Here is a 19,856-nt window from a genome sequence, read left to right as displayed (position 1 = left end):
CACCGGTGAAGGCGCCGGACCTACCCGCTCATTTTGCTTCTGGGAAGTTGCTTTCTAGGAAGCCGGGTGCGTGAACGGAACGCGATCGAACGAAATGACGTTTGATGAGTCACCGGGATCCACGGTGACTTTCAGCCAGTCCTTGGCATTGTTGGAGCCGTCCACCGTGACCCGGGTCAGGTTCTTCGCTGCCGTGGCTTGGCCATAAAAGGACAACCACGACGAGCCGGCCGCCAAAGGGTGGTCCTGGTTATAGACGTGGCTGTCTCCATTGATTAGGTAGACCGGCCCTCCGAAGGAGTTCGATTCCTCGATCAGAGTCTGCACCAGGGGCTTGAAAGCGCCAAAGTCCGCCTGGCTCGGGGCAGCGACCGTAGGGTCGAACATATCCGCCTGAGTCATCACGACGACGGCACGGTCACCGTTGTTTCGTGCGGTGCGGAAGGTGTCCTTCAACTCCTCGATGTCGGCCCGGGTCCGCGTCTGAACCTCGCTCACTTGGGCGGCGGTGGGCTGGGTTTGGCCAAGGCCCGTCCAAGGCAACATCGAGTTGTCGCTGCCGGGGATATTGACGGCTGTGAAGGCAACCTCGTGCTTGCGGAAGCTGACGTTCTCGGGGAAGCCCTCCTTGGCTTGCGACTTCACCTGCATCGGTGCGCCAAGCGTGACGCCGGGCTTGGGAAAGAAGGTTTCCCGGACCTTGGCCAGCCTTTCTAGGGGGTTGTAGGCTCCGTTGTTCGGGCGATGGCAATCTGTCCATTCGTTGTCCCCCGGAGTGTAGACAAGCGGGGCCGTGAAGCTGTCAAAGTTGCTTTTGATGGCGTCGAAGTACTGGTCTGTGCACTGGGAAGACCCGTTCTTGATGTCACCTACGTGGGCGACGAAGCTCAGTTCCTTGTGCGCGTTGAGATCCTGGATGTAGGAAGGGAACGCTTGGATTTCGGCGGCACCATACGGCACGTCCCCGATCACTCCGAAGCTGAACCCATCCGTGTTGCCTTGGTGTCCGTTCCCGTTCGGCTGTCCCGACGGGCCGCCGTCGTTGGCTGCAAGGGCGGGCGGGGCCAGCAGCGTCGCGGACAGTAGCGCGGCCCCGACCGTTGCTATGGCGACTCTAGTCATTGAACGCATGAAACTCTCCTCATCGTTGTCCGATACCGGGACGAGGCTATTGGGATGAGCTGAATGACAGGAGTCGCCCACGTGAATCTTTGCCCTTTGCCATGAAGCAAGATGTCATAACCTACGGTAGGGAAAGAGGGATTTGTGGTGATGACTGACGGAAAGGGTGCCGCCTTGGAGAGCAACCGCTTGTTGCGTCGCGGGTTGGCCCTTGAATATGCCACCCTCGGCTGGAACGTGATCGGGTTGGGCATCCTGGCCGTGGCCGCCGTCGGTGCCTCCTCGCCGGCCCTGGCCGGATTCGGCCTGGATTCCCTGATCGAGGTCTTCGCCTCCGTAGTTGTGGTGTGGCAGCTTAAGGGTGTCCATGCTGACCGTGAGGCGCGGGCCATGCGGTTGATCGGAGTGGCGTTCGCGGTTCTGGCTGCATACTTAGTGGTCCAGTTGGTCATTGTGATCGCCAGTGGTGTCCGGCCTTCCGGCTCGGCCTTGGGCATTGGATGGACGGCGCTGACACTCGTAGTGATGCTGGGCTTGGCTTGGGGAAAGATCCGCACGGGCCGTGTCATGGGCAACCCGGTGCTGAGAGCGGAAGGCAAGATCACCCTGATCGATGCCTGCCTATCCGGCGCGGTCCTCATCGGGTTGGTCCTCAACGCATTGTTCGGGTGGTGGTGGGCGGACCCGCTGGCTGGGCTGGTCATCGTATACTACGCCGTTCGCGAGGCTATGCACGCTTTGAAGCCTGAACCCGGGGCGCCCGGGGAAGCGACGGCATGAACTGGTGGGAACCGGTGATCGCTATCATCGGTGGCGTTGCGCTGATCTACGGGGTCCTACTGATCCTGCTGGCCGTTTACGCCCGGCGGCACCCGGAGACAGTAGGCATGAGGGAAGCACTCCGGTTGCTTCCGGACCTCCTCATCCTGTTGCGCCGGTTGGCTGCTGATAGGACACTGCCACGCGGCATCCGCATCCGCTTGGTCCTACTGCTGGTCTATCTCGCCTCACCGATTGACTTGGTTCCGGATTTCCTGCCCGTACTCGGATACGCCGACGACGTCGTCATCGTGGCCCTCGTGCTGCGCTCGGTCATCCGCAAAGCGGGTGCCGGACCAATGGAGAAGCACTGGCCCGGCACCCCCGCGGGTCTCGCAATGATCGAACGCGTGGCCGGAATGTCGGCGACGCCTTCTGCTGGGCCCGGGACGGATGACGCCGGGAGGCAGTAGGTTCCCGAACGCTACCCTGCACCCAGCCGTAGGGCGGCTGCGTGCAGGGCACCGGCGATGTCCCCTTCGGCTTTCTCAATACTGGTCCGCCCACCCAAAACGCTGATGGCAGCCATGACGCTGCCGGCGGGATTCCGAATCGGGACGGCGGCTTCCCATACGTCATGCTCGAATTCTTCCGCCGCCAGAACGAGTCCCCTCGGCCGATCCCGGTCCATAAGGTCACTGACCTCAGTGACTGAGTGGGCCGCCGCAGGACCGCCGACGCCGATGAAGTTGACGTCCCTGAGCAGGGAGTCGAGCTGGGCCCGGGAGTGGTCCCACAAGAGCGCACGCCCCGAGCCGGTGCACCAAACCGGCGTGACCATGCCCGGTTTGGCGAACCCGCCCAGTACTGAATTGTTGGTGGAAGAGCGCAGCAGGAGGACCCGGACACCCTCGCGAACAGAGAGCCGTGATCTGAGGCCGAAGGTAGATACCAGCGCCTCCATCTCGGCCGCTGATTCCCGGACCCAGCCGACATTGAGCGAGGCGGCCAAACTGAAGAACCGGGGGCCCGCCCGGAAAGGACCTCGCTCCACGCGTTCCAGCAGTCCCAGATCGCAAAGCTCCTGCGCCAACCGCGAAACGCGGCTCTGCTCCATGTCCAGCTCCGCCGCCAGCTGGGAAACACCTAAAAGCTGGCGTCCCTGCTTTTCGCGGTCCGTTACCATGCGAACGAGGCGAAGGCCTTGAGCCAACGAGGACGCCTCGGGTGATCCCTCCAAGAAACGGCTCCTTCCGAAAAGCGCTTCGGCCATTCTGACATGCCGCCAAACCTACGGGTGCCCAGGCAACCTACGAATGTTCAGCCAACCTGCGCCCTGCGGCCATAGCGGAAGTGGAAGAACGCATAGCACGCGCCAACGAACGGTACCCCAAAGTACAAAGCAGCTACCTGGTTTGGGTCCATGGCAATGCCTATGAGGGAGATGAAGCACAAGGCGAATGCAAGAATCGGTACCAGCGGAAAGAGTGGGGCCTTGTAGGCAAGGTCGCTGACCCGACCGCCGTTGCGGACGAACTGACGGCGATGGAAAAAGTGCGATGCGGTGATCGACATCCAAACCCCCACCACTGCGAAACCTGCAACGGAGACGAGGGCCAGGTACACGGTTTCCGGGGCAACAATGCTGCTGATCAAGGAAGCCAACCCGCCGAGCATGCTCACGGAGAGCGCAGCCAGGGGTATTCCGCGGCGTGTCAGCTTTTTGAGGGCTTTGGGCGCTTGGCCCTCATCGGCCAAGGAGTAGAGCATGCGCGCACAGGAGAACAGGCCGCTATTGCCCGCGGACAGGAGCGCGGTGATGATGACGAAGTTCATGATGTCCCCTGCGAAAGGTATCCCCACCGAGGAGAAGACCGTCACGAAGGGACTCTCGTCCAGACCCACCTGGTCGAAAGGCACCGTAGCTGCGATCACTGCAATTGCGCCGACGAAGAAGATGAGAAGCCGAACAACGGTGCTGCGCATGGCTTTGGGAATGTTCCGTGCAGGGTCTGCCGTTTCGCCGGCTGCGACACCGATGAGCTCTGATCCGGAGAAGGCATAGAAGACAGCGAGGGTTGTTACGAGGACGCCGCTAAGGCCGTTGGGGAACAACCCGCCCGACGTGTTGAAGTTTTCGAAAAGGAACGGGTGATGGTCCGATTCCGACAGCGGGTGGAAGCCCAGGACAGCCGCTCCGCCGAACACGATGAGGGCAATAATTGCACCGACCTTGACAATCGAGAACCAGAACTCCGACTCACCGAAAAACCGTGACGACACCGCGTTGAGGCCGAAGAGAACCACAGCAAACACGGCACACCAAACCCAGACGTCCACGCCCGGAAACCAGCGTTGCATGAGCAATCCGGAGGCCGTGAATTCGGAGCCGATTGCCACGGCCCAGCACAGCCAGTAGAGCCATGCAGTGGCGAAACCGGTTGCGGGTCCAATGGAACGTGACGCGTAGATATGGAATGCTCCGGACACTGGGTAGGCAATGGCCAGCTCCCCGAGGCACGCCATCACCAGATAGACCACGAACGCCCCGATGAGGTAGGCAATGACCGCACCCAAGGGGCCGGCCTGGGAAATGGTGTATCCGGAGCTCAGGAACAATCCGGAGCCGATCACCCCGCCCATCGCGATCATCACGAGGTGGCGGGCACCCATTGACCGGCGAAGGCCCGTTACGGGTGCCGGCGCCACGTGGGTTGCTAGGGGGTCAGGTTCATGTTGCAGTTCCAAAGGGGCTGAAGGGGCTGACGAGGCTGAAGAATCCATGTGATGTCTCCGTTGTGTGACAGATGCTGACGGTACGCCTGGGACATCCGGGGTGTGGCTGCCTAAAAGGGCGTCTGTAGTGACGAAGGTAACACAAAGTTCTCGCCCGTGGTCATTAAAGACATTTATTAATGCATATGTTGCACACGATTACACCTTGTACCTACCCGGAGCCGGACCTATCGTCAGTAGTCCGGATTACTGGGCACCACAAGGCCTGTTTCGTAGGCGTACACCACGACTTGGACCCTATCGCGCAGTTGCAATTTGCTCAGAATCCGGCGGACATGGGTCTTCACAGTGGCCTCGGAGAGGAAGAACTTGTGCGCGATTTCCGCATTGGACAGGCCTTCAGCGATGGTCGTAAGGATCTCCGTCTCCCTCGGCGTCAGGCCATCAAGCAGCGGATCCCTGGGCGGCGTCTGCGGGCCACCCGGCACTGAAGCGCCCCGGACATACGTCTCCAAGAGCCGTTGGGTCACGCGAGGGGCCACGACGGCGTCGCCACTGGCCACCACCCGCACCGCCTGCACGAGTTCGGCGGGCGCAACGTCCTTGAGCAGGAAGGCGGACGCGCCGGCCTGCAGGCCGCTGAATGCGTATTCGTCAAGGTCGAACGTGGTGAGGATGATGACCCGTGCTTCCGAGGACAAATCCGCAATTCGGCGCGTGGCCTCAATGCCGTCCATCGTTGGCATCCGGACGTCCATCAGTACGACGTCGGGCTGAAGCGCCTCTACTTGGCGGGCAGCTTCGGCTCCGTCCGAGGCTTCCCCAACCACGGTGAGGTCTTCCTCGCCCTCAAGGATGAGGCGAAACCCCATGCGTAGCAGCGGTTGGTCATCCACCAACAACACCTTGATCCTGCTTTCGATCACGATTCCCCCTTTTCACCATTCCAGAGCAGCTCAGCGTGGACCGCCCAGCCTCCCCGTTTACCCGGCCCGGCAGTAACCGTTCCGGCATAGATTCCAGCGCGTTCCCGCATCCCCGCGATCCCCTGCCCCGAACCCAGGCCGCCGAGGCCAGCCATGCCGCCTGCGGTATCGGCGGACGCATCCCGGGTGCCCCGGCCGTCATCGAGCACGTCTATGGTGACCAAATCGCCGTCGCGGGTAACGTGTACATCCACTCGGCCCAGGGACCGGCCGTACCGCAGCACATTGGTCAGGGACTCCTGCACGATCCTGTAGACGGTCAGCTCCAATGCGGGGTCCGCTGGGAGGGCCGGGCCCATGTGTGCATAGTGCAGCGGAAGGCCCGCCGTACGGAATCCCTCCAGGAGCTTGGCCAGGTCCAGTCCCGAAGCGAGCGGGGTCAGGGGCGCGGGTTTGCCGGTATCGTCGCGCAACACCCCGAGGACCCGGCGCATGTCCGCCAAGGCTGCCCTGCCTGTCCGGGACAACTCGCCCAGAACCAGTCCCGCACGGTCCGGGTCTTTCTTGACCACTACTGCGGCGCCGTCGGAAAGACTGATCATCACAGTGAGCGAGTGGGCCACGACGTCGTGCATTTCCCGCGCTATCCGGTTCCGTTCGGTGACCTTGCCGAGCTGCGTGGTCCTGGCGGCCCAGGCGGCGATTTCGGACTCATGCTCCCTGCGCTGCCGTACAGAGATCCCGATGCCCGTTGCCAGTAGGTTCGAGAGCATGATGGTCACCGCGGTGGCGATGTTGTTGATCAGGTGAAAATTTTCCGGGACATCCTGAAGTGTCCCGGCGTTGGACGGGCTTGTCCACATGAACAGGTACAGGAGGCTTAGCGGCAGGCTCGCACCGATAAAAATTGCCAGCGCCGAGGCCCTGGGCTTGGTGGCCGCCATCGCATAGAGGGCAAACCACAGTCCTGCCGAAACGTTGGAGCCCCATGGGTTGAGGATCGTCGCGGCCACTTCCAAAAGCGCGACGGCCAGCACCACCTGGACGGGGAGCTCTCGCCGGAAGACCAACGCTGTAGCAATCAGCAGGAGCAACGCAACCACCAACCACTTGCCTTCGCCAATCGAAGCGATGATGGTGGGCAAGGCCAAAAGCAGGTAGCAAAGGACCACGACGGCGTTCATGGCGCGGGGGTGCTGGTAAAAGTACCGCCGGATCCGGCCCCTGCGGCGTTGGGTAATTTCAGCGAAGGACGCGTCGACCGTCATGGCCGCCGCGTCCTTCTGCAGTGGAGCTTCACTCATGGAACGAGCCTAGACGGGCTGCCCTGCCTAGACGTCCCGCTTCTTGATAACCAGCAAAGCCGGAATCAGGAACAGGAGGACGTAGCCAAGGAAGATGAGGCCTCCCTGCCAGGGGTCAATGACACCGTCCACGTGTCCAATGGCCAGGAACCGGCCGCCGGCCTCGCTGGGGATGTACTGGGGAACGTACTTCCAGAAATCCCCCGGGACCAATGAAAGGAATCCGGAAGCGATCGACAGAACAAAGAACAGCGCGACCAGCACTGTCACGCCACCCGCGCTGTTGCGCAGCAAAGCACCGAGTGAGAGTCCGATCAAGGCAACTCCGGCAACGTAGAGGCCGCCGGTGAAAATGCTGTACATCACGCCGTCGGTGGACCATGTCAGGTCCAGGTTGTAGCCACGGAAGACCGGCATGGCAATGAGGAAAGTCAGGAATGCCGCAATGGTGGTGATGACGTAGGAAACCACCACCAGGAGCAGTGCCTTCGCCAAAAATGCCGGAATCCTTTTGGGAACCGCATTCATGGTGGAACGGATCATGCCGGTGGCGTACTCCGAGGAGATAAACAGCACGGCAAGGGATCCCAACACCAAGGTGCCGATCTGCAGGCCCGCATTAGGCAGGTTGTAGAGCTCAAACCCGGAACCCTTGGGGAATGCACTCGTCAACAGCTCCGGAGTGACGGTCTGGCCCGCCTCCTTGGCACGTTGCGCTATCTGGTTGATGAAGGAGTAACGGATCAGGACGGCCAGCGCCCCGATTCCCACGGTGGCCACGAGCGTCAGAATAAGGAGGATCTGCGTGGATGTCAGCGAGCGGAGCTTGATCCACTCGGACTTTACGACGCCGCCAAAGGTCACCCCGCCGGTGCCTGCGGAAGAGCGTGTTGGCACGCCTGCACGGTTCTCAGTAGTGGTGCTCATGGTGCTTACTTTCCTTCCGGTGCAGCGGCGAGTGCGGGTTCACCGGACACATGCGAGTGGTACTCGACTTCGTCTTTGGTGAGATTGAAGTATGCGTCCTCAAGGGACGACACCTGAGGCGTCAGTTCATAGACCAAGACCTGGTTTTCGAGCGCAATCTGCGCAATCTGGCGCGCCTGCAACCCGGTAACCTCGAGGGTTTCAGTCTCGCTTTGGTCCACCCGGACGCCGTCGCCTACCAGCAGCGACGACAGGTGGCTCGTCGCGGACGTCCGCACCAGGACCTTCGCCTGCTGCGCACCGGCGATGATGTCCTTGACCGGCGCGTCCGCGATGATTCTGCCGCGACCGATGACAATCAGGTGATCGGCGGTTTGCGACATTTCGCTCATCAGGTGCGACGACAGGAAGACGGTCTTACCTTGGCTGGCGAGGTAGCGGACCAAGTTGCGGACCCAGAGGACGCCTTCAGGATCCAGCCCGTTGACGGGCTCATCCAGGATCAACGTCTGGGGGTCTCCCAGCAATGCAGCTGCGATGCCGAGCCGCTGTCCCATACCCAGTGAAAATCCGCCGGCCTTCTTCTTTGCGACGGCGCCGAGGCCGGTCATTTCGATGACCTCGTGCACCCGTGAGGTAGGTATGCTGTGCGTCGCAGCCATGGCGAGCAGGTGGTTGTAGGCACTGCGGCCCGTGTGGACTGCCTTGGCATCGAGCAGGGCACCTACCTGGTGCAGGGGATCCCTGTGCTCGGAATAGTGCCGGCCGTTGACCTTCACATCCCCCGAGGTAGGCCGGTCCAAGCCCATGATCATGCGCATCGTAGTGGATTTACCCGCGCCGTTCGGGCCCAGGAAGCCCGTCACCCGCCCGGCTTGGACGGTGAAACTGACACCGTCGACGGCGGTCTTCGCGCCATAGACCTTTGATAGGCCCTTTGCTTCGATCATGGAAGCGTTCCCTCCTCGGAGCACAAGTGCGTGCAAATGAGTTTTGACTGTACTCACCACGCTAGTCACGAGGAGCCCGGAAATCGCCTGTCCCAGGGATGATTCATGGGCCGCCCAGGGTAGTCCTCATGGATGACCTGAGGGGGTAGGTTCCTACTCTTGGTTTCTACCCGGTGGTTCCTACCCGGCGACCGGAAGGGCCGAATACACCGTGAGCTGCTGTGGCCTAACGATGAACTCCGCGCTCCGGACGCCGGGCTTGGGCTCGCCGTCGACCGCCAAAACCAGTGGTTCGCCGATCGCTTCCACAACCACCCTGGTTGCTTCCGTGAGGTGCGTGACTTTCGACGACGCGACGGTGCCCGTCAGGACGGACCACAGGAGCCGTGCACGGGCAAACGGCTCATCTGCGGTAATCATGCGCAGGTCGAAGACGCCGTCGTCGAGTACCGGACGCCGCAGGGGAGCGTGATCGCTCGGGTAGAACCGGCCGCGGCCCATGTAAAGAATCCAGAGCGTGTGCTTCACACCGTCAACCAGGAGGGTCGTGGGCGAACTCGTGGCGAAGGTCCGCAGGGATGCAAGTACTCCGGCGAGCGGTTTACCCAAAGCCAGTTCAAGCCGCTCCCGCCGGCGCACAAGGTTGGGATACAAACCGATGCTGGCCGTGTTCAGCATCGCCAGCTCAAGCGTCTCGGGCGAATCGGGGAGCCCGCGTTGAACCACTACATGTCCCAGGTCGACGGACGCAGCATGGCCATGGGTGACAGCGTCGATGGCGTCATCGATGGAACTGGTGCCAAGGTCACGGGCAAAATGGTTGAGGGTTCCGCCCGGGAGGACAAGGAGCGGGAGTGAATGCTCGACGGCGGCAGCAGCGGCAGCACCCACCGTTCCGTCGCCGCCCCACACGCCAAGCGCCACGGTCCCGGTCCGGGTAGCCGCGGCATCCATTTCCGCAGCGACGTCCTTATCTTCACCGATCTCGTGAATATACGCCTTGGGGAATATTTTGAGGAGCAGCTCACTGGTTTCGGGCGTGTAGGAGCCGCCCAGCACGTTGACGGCGATGGCCAGTCCCTCGCCGTCGGCAATGGCTGGTGCTTCGGCAGGAGTACGCCGCGGACTGGGTTCAGCAGGCCGGGCCGGCCACCAGCTACGCGTTAGGAGCGCCGCGCCCACTCCGATCGCCGACCCCAGGACAACATCCGTGGGCCAGTGCGCGCCAGTATGCACTCGCGAGTACGCGACCCCCGCAGCCACGGGCACCAGGGCCGCTCCTAACGCTGGAGAGACCATGCCAGCACCAACGGCGAACGCCACAGCTGATGCCGAGTGGCCGGACGGCATGGAGGAGCTCGATGGCTGTGGATTGACGAAACGAAAGGCCGGAAGAATGTCCGGATGGGGACGCCGACGCGGCAACAGCGTCTTGAACACGAGGTTGGTCACCCCGGAAGCAACAGCCAAGGAAAGCAGGCCGTGCACGGCAGCCCTCCTGGGCTTGCCGGGGATGGTTGCCATCGCGCCTGCTATGCCGAACCACAGCTTGCTCTTGGTCGCGGACGAGGAAAGCCTGCGGAAGAAAACATCGTGGCTGCCCTGGGGCTGGCGGGACACCGCCCGGACCAGGAACTGGTCAAAAGTTGCAACCTGTTGTGGGCCCATGCCCAAGAAGCCTCGCATGCCCTTACCCTAACGCTTGGACATCACCCGCAACGGTTTGGCAGCACCGGCCAATGCGAGGGCAACCAGCATGGGGGCCACGATCACGATCAGTGCCAAGTGGATTCCGGTGTGGTCGCCGAGGTAGCCCAGCAACGGCGGACCCGCCAGGAAGGCGACGTAGCCGATAGTGGACACTACTGAAACGCGTGCAGCAGCGTGGTTGGGATCATCCGCGGCGGCCGACATCCCCACCGGAAAGGCCAATGCCGCGCCGATACCCCACAGCGCCGCACCTGCACTGCCCAGCACCACGTTGTCGGCAAATACAAATAAGGACAGACCCAAAGCGGCCGCGGCCATGCTGGCACGAAGGACAGCCACCCGGCCAAACCGATCGATTGCCCTACCGCCAAAGAACCTCATTCCCGTCATCGCGGCAACAAAGAGCGCAAACATCAGGGCACCCGTGGATTCTGAGACGTTCAGGCCATCCACAGCTGCCTTGGCGATCCAGTCATTGCCGGCACCTTCGGTGAGTGTCGCACCGAGGACTACGACGCCGATGAGCAGCGTCCTGGAGTCCCGCCAAGCAGAAGGTCCCCGCCTTACGGGGGCACCGGCGTCGTGCGTCTCCATGGGGGCAGGGACCCACGGGAGGAAGTACTTCGGTGCTGTCAGGGCCAGGACAACTGCGACTGCCGCAATAACGATCAGGTGCTCGGGCAGGCCGATGCCTGCCTGCGAGAGGCCGGCTCCGATCAGGGCGCCAAGAAAGGCGCCTCCGCTGAACGCAGCATGGAACTGCGGCATGACGGTGCGCTTCAGGCCGTGCTCAACATCGGTGCCTTCGATATTCTGGGCCACGTCCCAAAGGCCTATGCCGATGCCGAAGAAAAACAGGGCCACTGCCGTGCCCGGAATCGATACCGCCATCAGCGAGACGGCGATGGACGCCCCGGCAACGCCGACCACAACCCCAGCCAGGCGAACGGTGTTGGCGGGGCCCAGTTTGCCCACCACCCATCCGGCCGAAGGTAGCGCCACGAGGGAACCAACGGCGGTGCAGAGCAGCAAGGTTCCCATCTGTCCGGACGTGAGGTTGAGCGCGTCCGCAACAGCGGGGATCCGGGCAGCCCAACTCGCGAAGACGAGGCCGTTGAGGCCAAAGATCAGGAATGTCGCTACCGCAGCGGCGTTCAGGCTGGCGGTGCTTCTTGAACTGATGGTCATCAGCAGGCACGCTCCACGCGCTTCTCGTCCCACACTGGTTCTTCGGACTCGTAGACCTTGCCATCGGAGCCGAAGATCAGGAAGCGGTCGAAGGACCTCGCAAACCAGCGATCGTGCGTCACTGCGAGGACGGTCCCCTCGAAGGCGTCGATCGCCCGCTCCAAGGCTTCACCGGAGTGCAGGTCCAGGTTGTCAGTGGGTTCGTCCAGCAGAAGGAGCGTGGCACCCGAGAGCTGGAGCAAAAGGATCTGGAAACGTGCCTGCTGGCCACCGGACAGGGAGTCGTACTTCTGCTCGGACTGCCCGGCGAGGCCGTAGGAGTCAAGGGCGCCGGCAGCAGACTCGCGGGGGAGGCCGGAACGGTGCTCGTCGCCCCGGTGCAGGATTTCCAACAACGTGCGTCCCAGCAAGTCGGGCCGGACATGTGTCTGCGCAAAGAAACCCGGCCGGATGCGGGCGCCGAGCTTCACGGTCCCTTCGTGCGGGACCTCAGCGATGACGACGTCGGATACCGGTAGGTGCTCGCGCTCCGGATCGGTGCCTCCGGTGGCGAGCAGCCGGAGGAAGTGGCTCTTCCCGGAACCGTTGGAGCCCAGCACTCCTACACGGTCTCCGAACCAAATCTCCGTGGAGAACGGCTTCATCAGGCCGGTAAGTTCCAGTTTCTCCGCCACGACAGCACGCTTTGCCGTTCTGCCGCCCTTGAGGCGCATCTTGACGTTTTGTTCTATGGGCAAGGCCTCAGGCGGCCCTGCTTCCAGGAACTTGGCCAGCCGCGTCTGCGCCGCCTGGTACCTGTTGGCCATGTCCGAGCGGAACGCAGCCTTGTTCTTGTACATGTTGACGAGTTCCTTGAGCTTGACGTGTTCCTCGTCCCAACGCTTCCGGAGTTCCTCGAAGCGCGCGTTGCGATCCGCCCGGGCTTCAACATAGGAACCAAACCCGCCGCCATGGATCCACGCGCCGGCGCCATTGATTCCCGGCTCAAGGGTCACGATGCGACCGGCAGCATTGTTGAGCAGCTCCCGGTCGTGGCTAATGAACAACACGGTCTTTTTTGACTCATTGAGCTTGGACTCGAGCCAGCGCTTGCCGGGAACGTCCAGGTAGTTGTCCGGCTCGTCAAGGAGCAGAAGCTCATCGGGGCCGGCGAACAGGGCCTCGAGGACCAGCCTCTTTTGCTCTCCACCTGACAACGTCGAGGCACGCCGGAACTGGGCTTTGTCGAATGGGATGCCGAGTGCGGCCATGCAGACCTCATCCCACACGGTCTCGACGTCGTACCCCCCGGCGTCTCCCCAGTCCACGATCGCTTGGGCGTATTTCATCTGGGTGGGTTCGTCGTCGTGCTCCATCATGGCCAGCTCAGCGTCCTCCACCGCCTTGGCAGCGGCCGCGAGGCCCGCTTGGGCAGTAGAGACCAGAAGGTCTCGCACGGTCGATTCGTCTCGAACCTGGCCAACGAACTGCCTCATGATGCCCATGTTGCCTGACCTGCCCACGGCCCCCTCGTCGGGGGTGAGGTCACCGGAAATGATTTTGAACAGCGTGGTCTTCCCTGTTCCGTTGGGCCCGATCAGCGCGGTTTTAGTACCGTCGGGGACCTTGAATGTCACACCGTTGAGCAGCTGGGTGCCGTCGGAGAGGAAGTAGTCGATGCCGGAAACGTCTATATGGGCCACTGCCCCATCCTCCCACGGCGACGTATTTGATACCCGCCGAACAGTAGCTGAATCAGCCAGCAGCAGTAAGGAACGACTTCAGCAACGGGCCGCTGGTGGTGGCACCCAAGCCACCGTCTTCCACGAAGACCGCCACCGCCAAGTCACCATGCGTAGCAACGATCCAAGCATGTGTCTTGGGTGGGTTGTCATTGCCGAATTCCGCAGTTCCGGTCTTCGCTCCTACTGGCAGGCCCGGCACCTTGGCCAGGAACCCTGCGTGGCCGGAGGTGACAACCGCCTTCATCATGTCAGCCAAGCCGGCGGCCTCCGCCTTGATGATCGGCTGGGTGGATGCCGGCGAGGGTCTTGCAGTGGGCGAGGCTGTTGCAGTGGCCGGGGCTGTTGAAGACGCGCCGGGGCTTTGTGTGTTTTGCGCCTGGGTGGCCAAAGCGTTCGCATTCACCACGAGTTGCGGCGAGACGGGAGCGCCGTTGGCCACGGAGGCAGCCATGACAGCACCGGCGAGCGGGGACAAGAGCACCTTGCCCTGCCCGATCATCGATGCCGCGTGTTCCGTGCCTTCGGCAGCCGCCGGTACAGATCCCAAGAATGCATCGGCGCCCAGCTTTGGAGCGTCCACGGCCACACCCAAAGCCTGTGCCGCAGACGCCAACTGCTCCTGGCTCACGGTGTCGCGTTCACTGATGAAAGCCGTGTTGCACGAGTGTGCGAAGGCATCGCGAAGCTCTATGGATCCAAGGGAGGTTTCGGGGTACCCCTCGGAGTTCTTGAAGGTCCGGCCATCCACCGTCAGCGTCGGAGTGCACTGCACCTTGGTGTCCGGGGTGGCCCCTTTACGGAATAACGCGAGGGAGTCGACAATCTTGAAAGTGGATCCGGGAGCGTACTGGCCTAACATCGCCGTGTTGTAGCCATTACTACCCGGACCGGAAGCTGCCGCCAGGACTGCGCCCGAGGACGGCTTTATGGCAACAATGGCGGAGGCCGGCCCGACCCCTGTCAAAGTGTCCTCCGCCAGCTGCTGCAGCTTAAGATCCAGGGTGGTCTTGACGGCGGTTCCGGCAGTGGGAGGTACCGAGAAGAACACCTTGGCCGCCGGAGCCTGCCCAACGGTGGTGGTCGCGGGCTTGCCCACCACCTCCACGCCGTCCTTCCCGCGCAGGGCGGAATCGTACTTCTGCTCCAGCCCGCCGGTGCCCGTGGTCTCCCCGGCACGGAGGGCACCGTTTGACTTCTGGATTTGCTCGGCGCTGGCCTGGCCCACACTACCCAGAACAGCACGCGCGAACGTGCGTGTCGGTGCCAGGGACAAGGAATCGAGGATGCTTACGCCGCCCGGTATCGCAACAATCTTGGCTTCGTTGATGTCGGCGGTGTAGGCACGGAGAACCAAGCCCTCAACAAAGGCCTGGGGACCGGCCGCTGCCACTTGTTTGGCGTATTCTTCAACGTCGAGTCCCAGAAGGGCAGCCATGGCACGCGCCGAGGAGCCGACTTGGTCCGCGCCCACCTTGGTCTTGTCGATCCCTACCCGGAAAACCGGGCGGTCCTGCACGATTGGAGCGTCGCCGGCACCCAGGATCTGGCCGCGCTGTGCGGGCACCATGGTGACAGACAACGTCTCCCCCTCGGCCAGTTGCGGCGCCAGCATGGCCGGGTTCCACTGCACAGCCCACTTGCCGCCCGTTTTCTTGAGGCTGGCCTGGGAACTGTACTCCCATGCGGCCGAGCCGATGGTCCACGTGTACTTCAGCGGGAAGGTGGCGGTGTCGCCGTCGAGCTTTACATCACCGGACGTCACGGACGGCTTGGTTCCCAAACCTTGGAACACGGCCTTGAGTTGATCATTGGCGGCGGACACATCCTTGCCATCCACAGCCAACTGCCCGACGTCGAGCGCTGCCAAAGAGGAAGCGAGCTGTTTGGCCGCCGCGTCCGCGCCAGCACGCGCGTCATCGCAAGCAGAGAGCGATCCTGCCACCGAAAGGGCTACAAGGCCAAGGACCAGCTTCTTCTGTATTTTGCCGACATGCGCCGTTTTCCCCATCATCCCCATTTCCCACATTATGCCCGGTTCCTACAACAGTTTCTTGTGATGCCCAGTGGACGGACGGGAGTCGGTGTTCAGTGCCCGCGGATGATCCTGCGCTGCGTTGCCACGGCAATCGCCGCGGTGCGATTGTCCACGCCGAGCTTGGAGTAGATGTGCACCAAGTGCGTCTTCACGGTGGCCTCGGAGATAAAGAGCTGCTTGGCCATGGCCCGGTTACCCAGGCCGGTGGCCAGCAGTTCCAAGAGCTCCACCTCCCTGCCACTCAAGGCCGGCGACGGGTTCCGGATCCTGCCCATGAGCCTGGCCGCCACTTCCGGTGCCAGCGCGGTTTGCCCGGCTGCGGCTGACATCACGGCCTGCCGGATCTGCTCGGGCGGAGCGTCCTTGAGCATATAACCGCTCGCGCCGGCCTCCACAGCGGCAAGGATGTCTGCGTCCGTGTCGTACGTGGTCAAAATCAGCACCGGGGGAGAGGGAGTTCCGGCCTCGCCCGCCTTGATCTTCCTGGTTGCCGTCACGCCATCCATGCCCGCGCCCATCTGCAGGTCCATGAGCACCAACTCCACGGGCTCACCGAGGGTGTGAAGCCTGCCCAATTCAGCCAAGGCGGCGTCTCCGTCCGCTGCTTCAGCCACCACTTTGACGCCCGGGAAGTCCGCCAACATGGCCCGTAAACCTGCCCGGACCACCGGATGGTCATCCACCAGCAGTATCCGAATACCGCTCACGCCGTTCCTTCCTCAGTAGGCAGCGGCAACCGTATGGCCACCACCGTCCCCTCTCCGGGCGCCGATTCGACGTCGAAACTGCCCCGCAGCGAAGCAACCCGTTCGCGAATGCTCATAAGCCCGACGCCGGTGCCGTCGCCACGGGCTGAACCGGCCGCCGTCGACGGCTCGAAACCCACACCGTCATCGAAAACATCCAGTGCCACGCCGGCATCGAGGAAACTCAAAGTCACTACCGCCGTCCGCGCGTGGGCGTGTGCCCAGACGTTCGCCAGGGAGGCCTGGGCAGCCCGGAGAAGGGTGGTCTGGTAGGCGCTGGGCAGTCCCACCGGCATTCCAGCCGACTCGAAACGGCACTCAAGGTCCGTCCCTCGGGCGGCCGCCTCCGCCTCGGTCTTCGCGCACAGCCTGTGGAGCGTTTCCACGAGTCCTGATTCCTCAAGGGTTGGTGAACGCAGGCCGCGCACAAAGCTGCGGGCCTCCGCCAGGTTTGCCGAGGCGGTGTCCTGCACGATCCTGAGTCGCTCCTTAGCGGTTTGGGTATCACCGCCGTCCAATGCCTTTTCGGCGGACCTGCCCATCAGGACGATGCTGGAGAAGCCTTGCGCAAGGGTGTCGTGGATCTCGCGTGCCAGGCGTTCGCGCTCGGCCAGCATCCCGGCGTCGTGTTGGGTCTGCGCAAGCTCAGCCCGGGTGCGGCGGAGGTCATGGGCCACTATGCGCTGGTTTTCGGCTTCGAGGAACAGCGCGCGGTACGCCAAGCCGGTGACCACGGCGAAGCCCGCCCCAAAGAGGGGGCCCAAGACCATCGGAAGCTGCAGGCCGCCGTCGGCCGCTCCGCGGTTATGGAACCACAGGGCGCCCACCAGCAGCGCCGTGCTGGCGGCAATCGCCGGCAGGGCCCAACGCTGGGGGAGCAGGTGAAGTTGCAGGAAAAACAGGGGGAAGGCCACCCAGGCGAAGTCACTGCTGACGAGCAGGAGCAGCAGCCACAGCAACATCACCAGGGCCAACCACCAACGGGCGTAGGGCGCTGGATTGAAGCGGACTGCATCACCGGCGTGACGCTTCTCCAAGGCCGTGCCGGCGAGATAAACCACAGCCAGCAGCGCAGAAAGTCCCAAGCCGGCAGAAAGGGCCACAGGCGATGGCGCAGTTCCCACTCCAGCCAGCAGGCGGACCACAGCGACCAACAGCAGGACCGCGAAGCCTACGTGCAGGCTCACACGCAGCACGCGCAAAATGGTGGCCGTGCCCGGAGGTGACTGCATCCCACCAGCGTATCCTCGGCCACCGTCCCAGCGGTCCATATTCCAAGAGCCAACGCCTGAATCAACCAATCGGATGATCTACCAACCAAACCAACGGATAGCGCGAATCCATCTTCTTCCCGATTCCATCGGGCCGCATTGACGGAAATGTTGGATGTGCCGGGACCAAGCCCGCATCCAAACAAAGGAATCCGATGTTTCTCGCCATTCGCGACATCCGTTTTGCCAAGGGCCGCTTCGCGCTCATGGGGAGCGTCGTCGCCCTGATTACCCTGCTGCTGGTCATGTTGTCTGGGCTGACGGCCGGTTTGGGCAACCAGTCCACCTCCGCCATCGAAGCCCTGCCGGCACAGCAGATTGTCTTCGGAGCACCTGCCGGCGGTAGGCCCAAAGCGTCCTACACCGAATCGGAGATTTCCACAGCCCAGCTCGAGGCCTGGCGGGAACAGCCGGGCATCACTTCAGCGCGGGCACTCGGAATCAGCCAGACCCGGATTCAGTCCTTGGGTGCTGGCGGACTCCCCAGCGGGACGGCAAACGTTGCGGTGTTCGGCGGATCCGCCGCGCCGACGCCGCTGGCGGACGGGAACGCCGCAGACGGGAACGTGATCGTGGGCAAAACTCTCGCTAAGGATTTGGCATTGGACACGGGCAGCCGGGTCCGCGTTGGCGGTGTCGACCTCACCATCACGGCCGTGGTGGAGGACCAGTGGTACTCCCACACAGGAGTTGTCTGGACAACCCTGGCGACCTGGCGATCCATCGCGCATGCCGCGCCGGGCACGGCGACCGTCCTGGAAGTAACGCACGACGCCGGGCCCTCCGTGAACTTCGACGCCGCCAATGCGGCAGCGGGAACCGTCAGCACTGATCCTGTGGGTTCGTTCCAGGCCTTGGCCTCGTACAAAAGTGAAAACGGCTCACTGATGCTCATGCAGGCGTTCCTCTATGGGATATCGGCTCTGGTGATCATCGCGTTCTTGACCGTGTGGACAGTGCAGCGCACCCGCGACATTGCCGTGCTCAAAGCGCTCGGTGGCTCTTCGGGCTACATCCTCCGCGACGCATTGGCCCAGGCAGCCTTGGTGCTCGTGGCCGGCGCCGCGGTGGGGGGAGTCGCCGGCTTGGCCGGGGGACTGTTGGCCGCCCAAGCAGCACCATTCCTCATCACGCCCGTAACCACCCTGCTCCCAGTAGCTGGAATCATCATCCTCGGACTCGGGGGTGCCGTCCTCGCCGTCAGGACAGTAACGCGGGTTGATCCCCTGCTTGCCCTTGGCGGCAACTAGTACATCCTCCGAAAGGCATATATTGTGAACACTCCATTGAACATCGTCAACGTCTCCCTCGACTATCCTGACGGCGGCACCACCCTCAAGGCCTTGGACGCCGTCAACCTCACGGTGAACCAAGGGGAGTTCCTGTCCCTAGTGGGCCCCTCAGGATCGGGAAAGTCCTCCCTCCTTGCCGTGGCAGCGACCCTTATCAGGCCCACTTCCGGGTTGGTCTTCGTCGATGGGCAGGACGTCTCCGCTCTGACTGAAACCGAACGAACATCCTTGCGCCGGGACAAGGTGGGCATCATCTTCCAGCAACCGAACCTGTTGCCCGCACTGACCGCCGTCGAACAGTTGCTGATCCGGGAACACTTGCGCTCTAACCGGCTGCGGGAATCCCGCGCCAAAGCGTTGGAGCTGCTCGACGTCGTCGGGCTTTCCGCTGCCGTCCACAAACGGCCGCATCAACTCTCCGGCGGTCAGCGCCAGCGGGTGAACATCGCGCGGGCACTCATGGGCAGACCGACAGTGCTGTTAGTGGATGAACCGACGGCAGCGCTCGATCACGAACGCAGCGGGTCGATCGTGCAACTGCTGCGACGGGTCACGGACGAATTTTCGACTGCTACCGTCATGGTCACCCACGACACCGAATTCCTACCTGTGACCGATACCGTCGCGACCATGCGGGACGGACGGGTCAGCCGCGCGCACGTCCCGGCGCCACGGCCTAACTAGCGCGCATGAGTGTTTGTCAGGGACACCGGGAGCAACCGCTCATGCCAGCTACTTGGGGGAACCGATGAGGGATTGGTCCTGCGCGTCGTCATAAGCGTCGCGGGCCTCCAAAATGGCAGGGACGTGGCTTTCCGCCCATTCGCGCAGCATGGACAAGGGCTCCAGAAGGGACTTACCTACGGCCGTCAGCTCGTAATCCACCCGCGGCGGCACTTGGGCATGGACGGTACGCGTGATCAGCCCGTCGCGCTCCAACGTCCGCAACGTTTGAGTCAAGACCTTCGGTGTCACTACGTTGACCATCTTGCGGAGTTCGGAGAACCGCACCGGCCCGTCGCCGAGAACTTGGATCACCAAGGACGCCCACTTATCGCCAATGCGCTGGAAGATCACGCGCGACGGGCAGTTCGGGTCCATCACGTTGGCAGGAAGGGTGCTGGTATCCATAAGGTAACTCAGTTTCTTTGAAGCTATCAGTATCG

General features: G+C 62.8%; 18 protein-coding genes. 4 read left to right on the top strand and 14 right to left on the bottom strand.

All coding sequences use genetic code 11. The annotated features are described in order from the left end of the window. Positions 1-54: 54 nt before the first annotated feature. Entirely contained in the window at positions 55-1,131 is a 1,077-nt protein-coding gene (locus tag QRN04_RS15785; protein WP_284976971.1) for a metallophosphoesterase family protein, read from the bottom strand. Between the two features lie 141 nt (positions 1,132-1,272). On the opposite strand from QRN04_RS15785, the gene QRN04_RS15780 reads away from it, so the two are divergent. Further along, positions 1,273-1,902: a cation efflux transmembrane domain-containing protein gene (locus tag QRN04_RS15780; RefSeq protein ID WP_284976970.1), complete on the top strand. Its 630-nt coding sequence runs from the start codon at positions 1,273-1,275 to the stop codon at positions 1,900-1,902. Continuing rightward, positions 1,899-2,354, top strand: a complete 456-nt coding sequence (locus QRN04_RS15775) for a YkvA family protein (protein WP_284976969.1) — start codon at positions 1,899-1,901, stop codon at positions 2,352-2,354. The genes QRN04_RS15780 and QRN04_RS15775 overlap by 4 nt, the downstream gene beginning before the upstream one ends. An 11-nt stretch (positions 2,355-2,365) precedes the next feature. On the opposite strand, the gene QRN04_RS15770 is transcribed toward QRN04_RS15775, so the two are convergent. The 12 genes from QRN04_RS15770 to QRN04_RS15715 all read right to left on the bottom strand — a co-directional run bounded on the left by QRN04_RS15770 (position 2,366) and on the right by QRN04_RS15715 (position 17,359). Then, complete coding sequence (locus QRN04_RS15770) at positions 2,366-3,121, bottom strand: IclR family transcriptional regulator (RefSeq protein WP_284976968.1); 756 nt, start codon at positions 3,119-3,121, stop codon at positions 2,366-2,368. A gap of 80 nt (positions 3,122-3,201) precedes the next feature. Then, positions 3,202-4,665: an amino acid permease gene (locus QRN04_RS15765; RefSeq protein ID WP_284976967.1), complete on the bottom strand. Its 1,464-nt coding sequence runs from the start codon at positions 4,663-4,665 to the stop codon at positions 3,202-3,204. Positions 4,666-4,850: 185 nt separating this feature from the next. Beyond that, entirely contained in the window at positions 4,851-5,543 is a 693-nt protein-coding gene (locus QRN04_RS15760; RefSeq protein WP_284976966.1) for a response regulator, read from the bottom strand. Then, a complete protein-coding gene (locus QRN04_RS15755; protein WP_284976965.1) occupies positions 5,540-6,847 on the bottom strand; it encodes a sensor histidine kinase in 1,308 nt (435 codons plus the stop codon). Before QRN04_RS15755 ends, QRN04_RS15760 begins: the two co-directional genes overlap by 4 nt. Before the next feature lie 27 nt (positions 6,848-6,874). Beyond that, on the bottom strand, positions 6,875-7,774 hold the full coding sequence (locus QRN04_RS15750; protein WP_284976964.1) for an ABC transporter permease: 900 nt from the start codon (positions 7,772-7,774) through the stop codon (positions 6,875-6,877). Positions 7,775-7,779: 5 nt separating this feature from the next. Further along, entirely contained in the window at positions 7,780-8,724 is a 945-nt protein-coding gene (locus tag QRN04_RS15745) for an ABC transporter ATP-binding protein (RefSeq protein WP_284976963.1), read from the bottom strand. A gap of 180 nt (positions 8,725-8,904) precedes the next feature. Further along, positions 8,905-10,410 (bottom strand): bifunctional phosphatase PAP2/diacylglycerol kinase family protein, encoded by a 1,506-nt coding sequence (locus QRN04_RS15740; RefSeq protein WP_284976962.1) that lies wholly within the window; start codon positions 10,408-10,410, stop codon positions 8,905-8,907. A gap of 9 nt (positions 10,411-10,419) precedes the next feature. Further along, positions 10,420-11,622 (bottom strand): MFS transporter, encoded by a 1,203-nt coding sequence (locus QRN04_RS15735; RefSeq protein ID WP_284976961.1) that lies wholly within the window; start codon positions 11,620-11,622, stop codon positions 10,420-10,422. Beyond that, entirely contained in the window at positions 11,622-13,304 is a 1,683-nt protein-coding gene (locus QRN04_RS15730) for an ABC-F family ATP-binding cassette domain-containing protein (protein WP_284976960.1), read from the bottom strand. The genes QRN04_RS15735 and QRN04_RS15730 overlap by 1 nt, the downstream gene beginning before the upstream one ends. 52 nt (positions 13,305-13,356) lie before the next feature. Beyond that, positions 13,357-15,354, bottom strand: a complete 1,998-nt coding sequence (locus QRN04_RS15725) for a penicillin-binding transpeptidase domain-containing protein (RefSeq protein WP_502868811.1) — start codon at positions 15,352-15,354, stop codon at positions 13,357-13,359. A gap of 77 nt (positions 15,355-15,431) precedes the next feature. Further along, complete coding sequence (locus tag QRN04_RS15720; protein ID WP_284976958.1) at positions 15,432-16,088, bottom strand: response regulator; 657 nt, start codon at positions 16,086-16,088, stop codon at positions 15,432-15,434. After that, positions 16,085-17,359, bottom strand: coding sequence for a sensor histidine kinase (locus QRN04_RS15715; protein ID WP_284976957.1), 1,275 nt, complete (start codon positions 17,357-17,359; stop codon positions 16,085-16,087). The genes QRN04_RS15720 and QRN04_RS15715 overlap by 4 nt, the downstream gene beginning before the upstream one ends. A 194-nt stretch (positions 17,360-17,553) precedes the next feature. On the opposite strand from QRN04_RS15715, the gene QRN04_RS15710 reads away from it, so the two are divergent. Both QRN04_RS15710 and QRN04_RS15705 read left to right on the top strand, forming a co-directional pair. Beyond that, positions 17,554-18,648: an ABC transporter permease gene (locus QRN04_RS15710; protein WP_284976956.1), complete on the top strand. Its 1,095-nt coding sequence runs from the start codon at positions 17,554-17,556 to the stop codon at positions 18,646-18,648. A gap of 24 nt (positions 18,649-18,672) precedes the next feature. Then, a complete protein-coding gene (locus tag QRN04_RS15705; RefSeq protein WP_284976955.1) occupies positions 18,673-19,374 on the top strand; it encodes an ABC transporter ATP-binding protein in 702 nt (233 codons plus the stop codon). A gap of 48 nt (positions 19,375-19,422) precedes the next feature. On the opposite strand, the gene QRN04_RS15700 is transcribed toward QRN04_RS15705, so the two are convergent. Next, on the bottom strand, positions 19,423-19,821 hold the full coding sequence (locus QRN04_RS15700; protein ID WP_284976954.1) for a winged helix-turn-helix transcriptional regulator: 399 nt from the start codon (positions 19,819-19,821) through the stop codon (positions 19,423-19,425). Positions 19,822-19,856 lie beyond the last annotated feature (35 nt).

The sequence above is a fragment of the Arthrobacter sp. efr-133-TYG-104 genome (assembly GCF_030208915.1).
In the GTDB taxonomy this organism is placed as follows: domain Bacteria; phylum Actinomycetota; class Actinomycetes; order Actinomycetales; family Micrococcaceae; genus Arthrobacter.
This window is presented reverse-complemented; position numbering and strand designations above follow the sequence as displayed.

What these genes read in the sequence shown, in the direction of transcription:
- QRN04_RS15740 (WP_284976962.1), bottom strand. Translation starts at nt 10,410, where the DNA reads ATGCGAGGCTTCTTGGGCATGGGCCCACAACAGGTTGCAACTTTTGAC.
- QRN04_RS15785 (WP_284976971.1), bottom strand. Translation starts at nt 1,131, where the DNA reads ATGCGTTCAATGACTAGAGTCGCCATAGCAACGGTCGGGGCCGCGCTA.
- QRN04_RS15725 (WP_502868811.1), bottom strand. Translation starts at nt 15,354, where the DNA reads ATGGGGAAAACGGCGCATGTCGGCAAAATACAGAAGAAGCTGGTCCTT.
- QRN04_RS15780 (WP_284976970.1), top strand. Translation starts at nt 1,273, where the DNA reads ATGACTGACGGAAAGGGTGCCGCCTTGGAGAGCAACCGCTTGTTGCGT.
- QRN04_RS15715 (WP_284976957.1), bottom strand. Translation starts at nt 17,359, where the DNA reads ATGCAGTCACCTCCGGGCACGGCCACCATTTTGCGCGTGCTGCGTGTG.
- QRN04_RS15710 (WP_284976956.1), top strand. Translation starts at nt 17,554, where the DNA reads ATGTTTCTCGCCATTCGCGACATCCGTTTTGCCAAGGGCCGCTTCGCG.
- QRN04_RS15775 (WP_284976969.1), top strand. Translation starts at nt 1,899, where the DNA reads ATGAACTGGTGGGAACCGGTGATCGCTATCATCGGTGGCGTTGCGCTG.
- QRN04_RS15735 (WP_284976961.1), bottom strand. Translation starts at nt 11,622, where the DNA reads ATGACCATCAGTTCAAGAAGCACCGCCAGCCTGAACGCCGCTGCGGTA.
- QRN04_RS15755 (WP_284976965.1), bottom strand. Translation starts at nt 6,847, where the DNA reads ATGAGTGAAGCTCCACTGCAGAAGGACGCGGCGGCCATGACGGTCGAC.
- QRN04_RS15745 (WP_284976963.1), bottom strand. Translation starts at nt 8,724, where the DNA reads ATGATCGAAGCAAAGGGCCTATCAAAGGTCTATGGCGCGAAGACCGCC.
- QRN04_RS15750 (WP_284976964.1), bottom strand. Translation starts at nt 7,774, where the DNA reads ATGAGCACCACTACTGAGAACCGTGCAGGCGTGCCAACACGCTCTTCC.
- QRN04_RS15765 (WP_284976967.1), bottom strand. Translation starts at nt 4,665, where the DNA reads ATGGATTCTTCAGCCTCGTCAGCCCCTTCAGCCCCTTTGGAACTGCAA.
- QRN04_RS15700 (WP_284976954.1), bottom strand. Translation starts at nt 19,821, where the DNA reads ATGGATACCAGCACCCTTCCTGCCAACGTGATGGACCCGAACTGCCCG.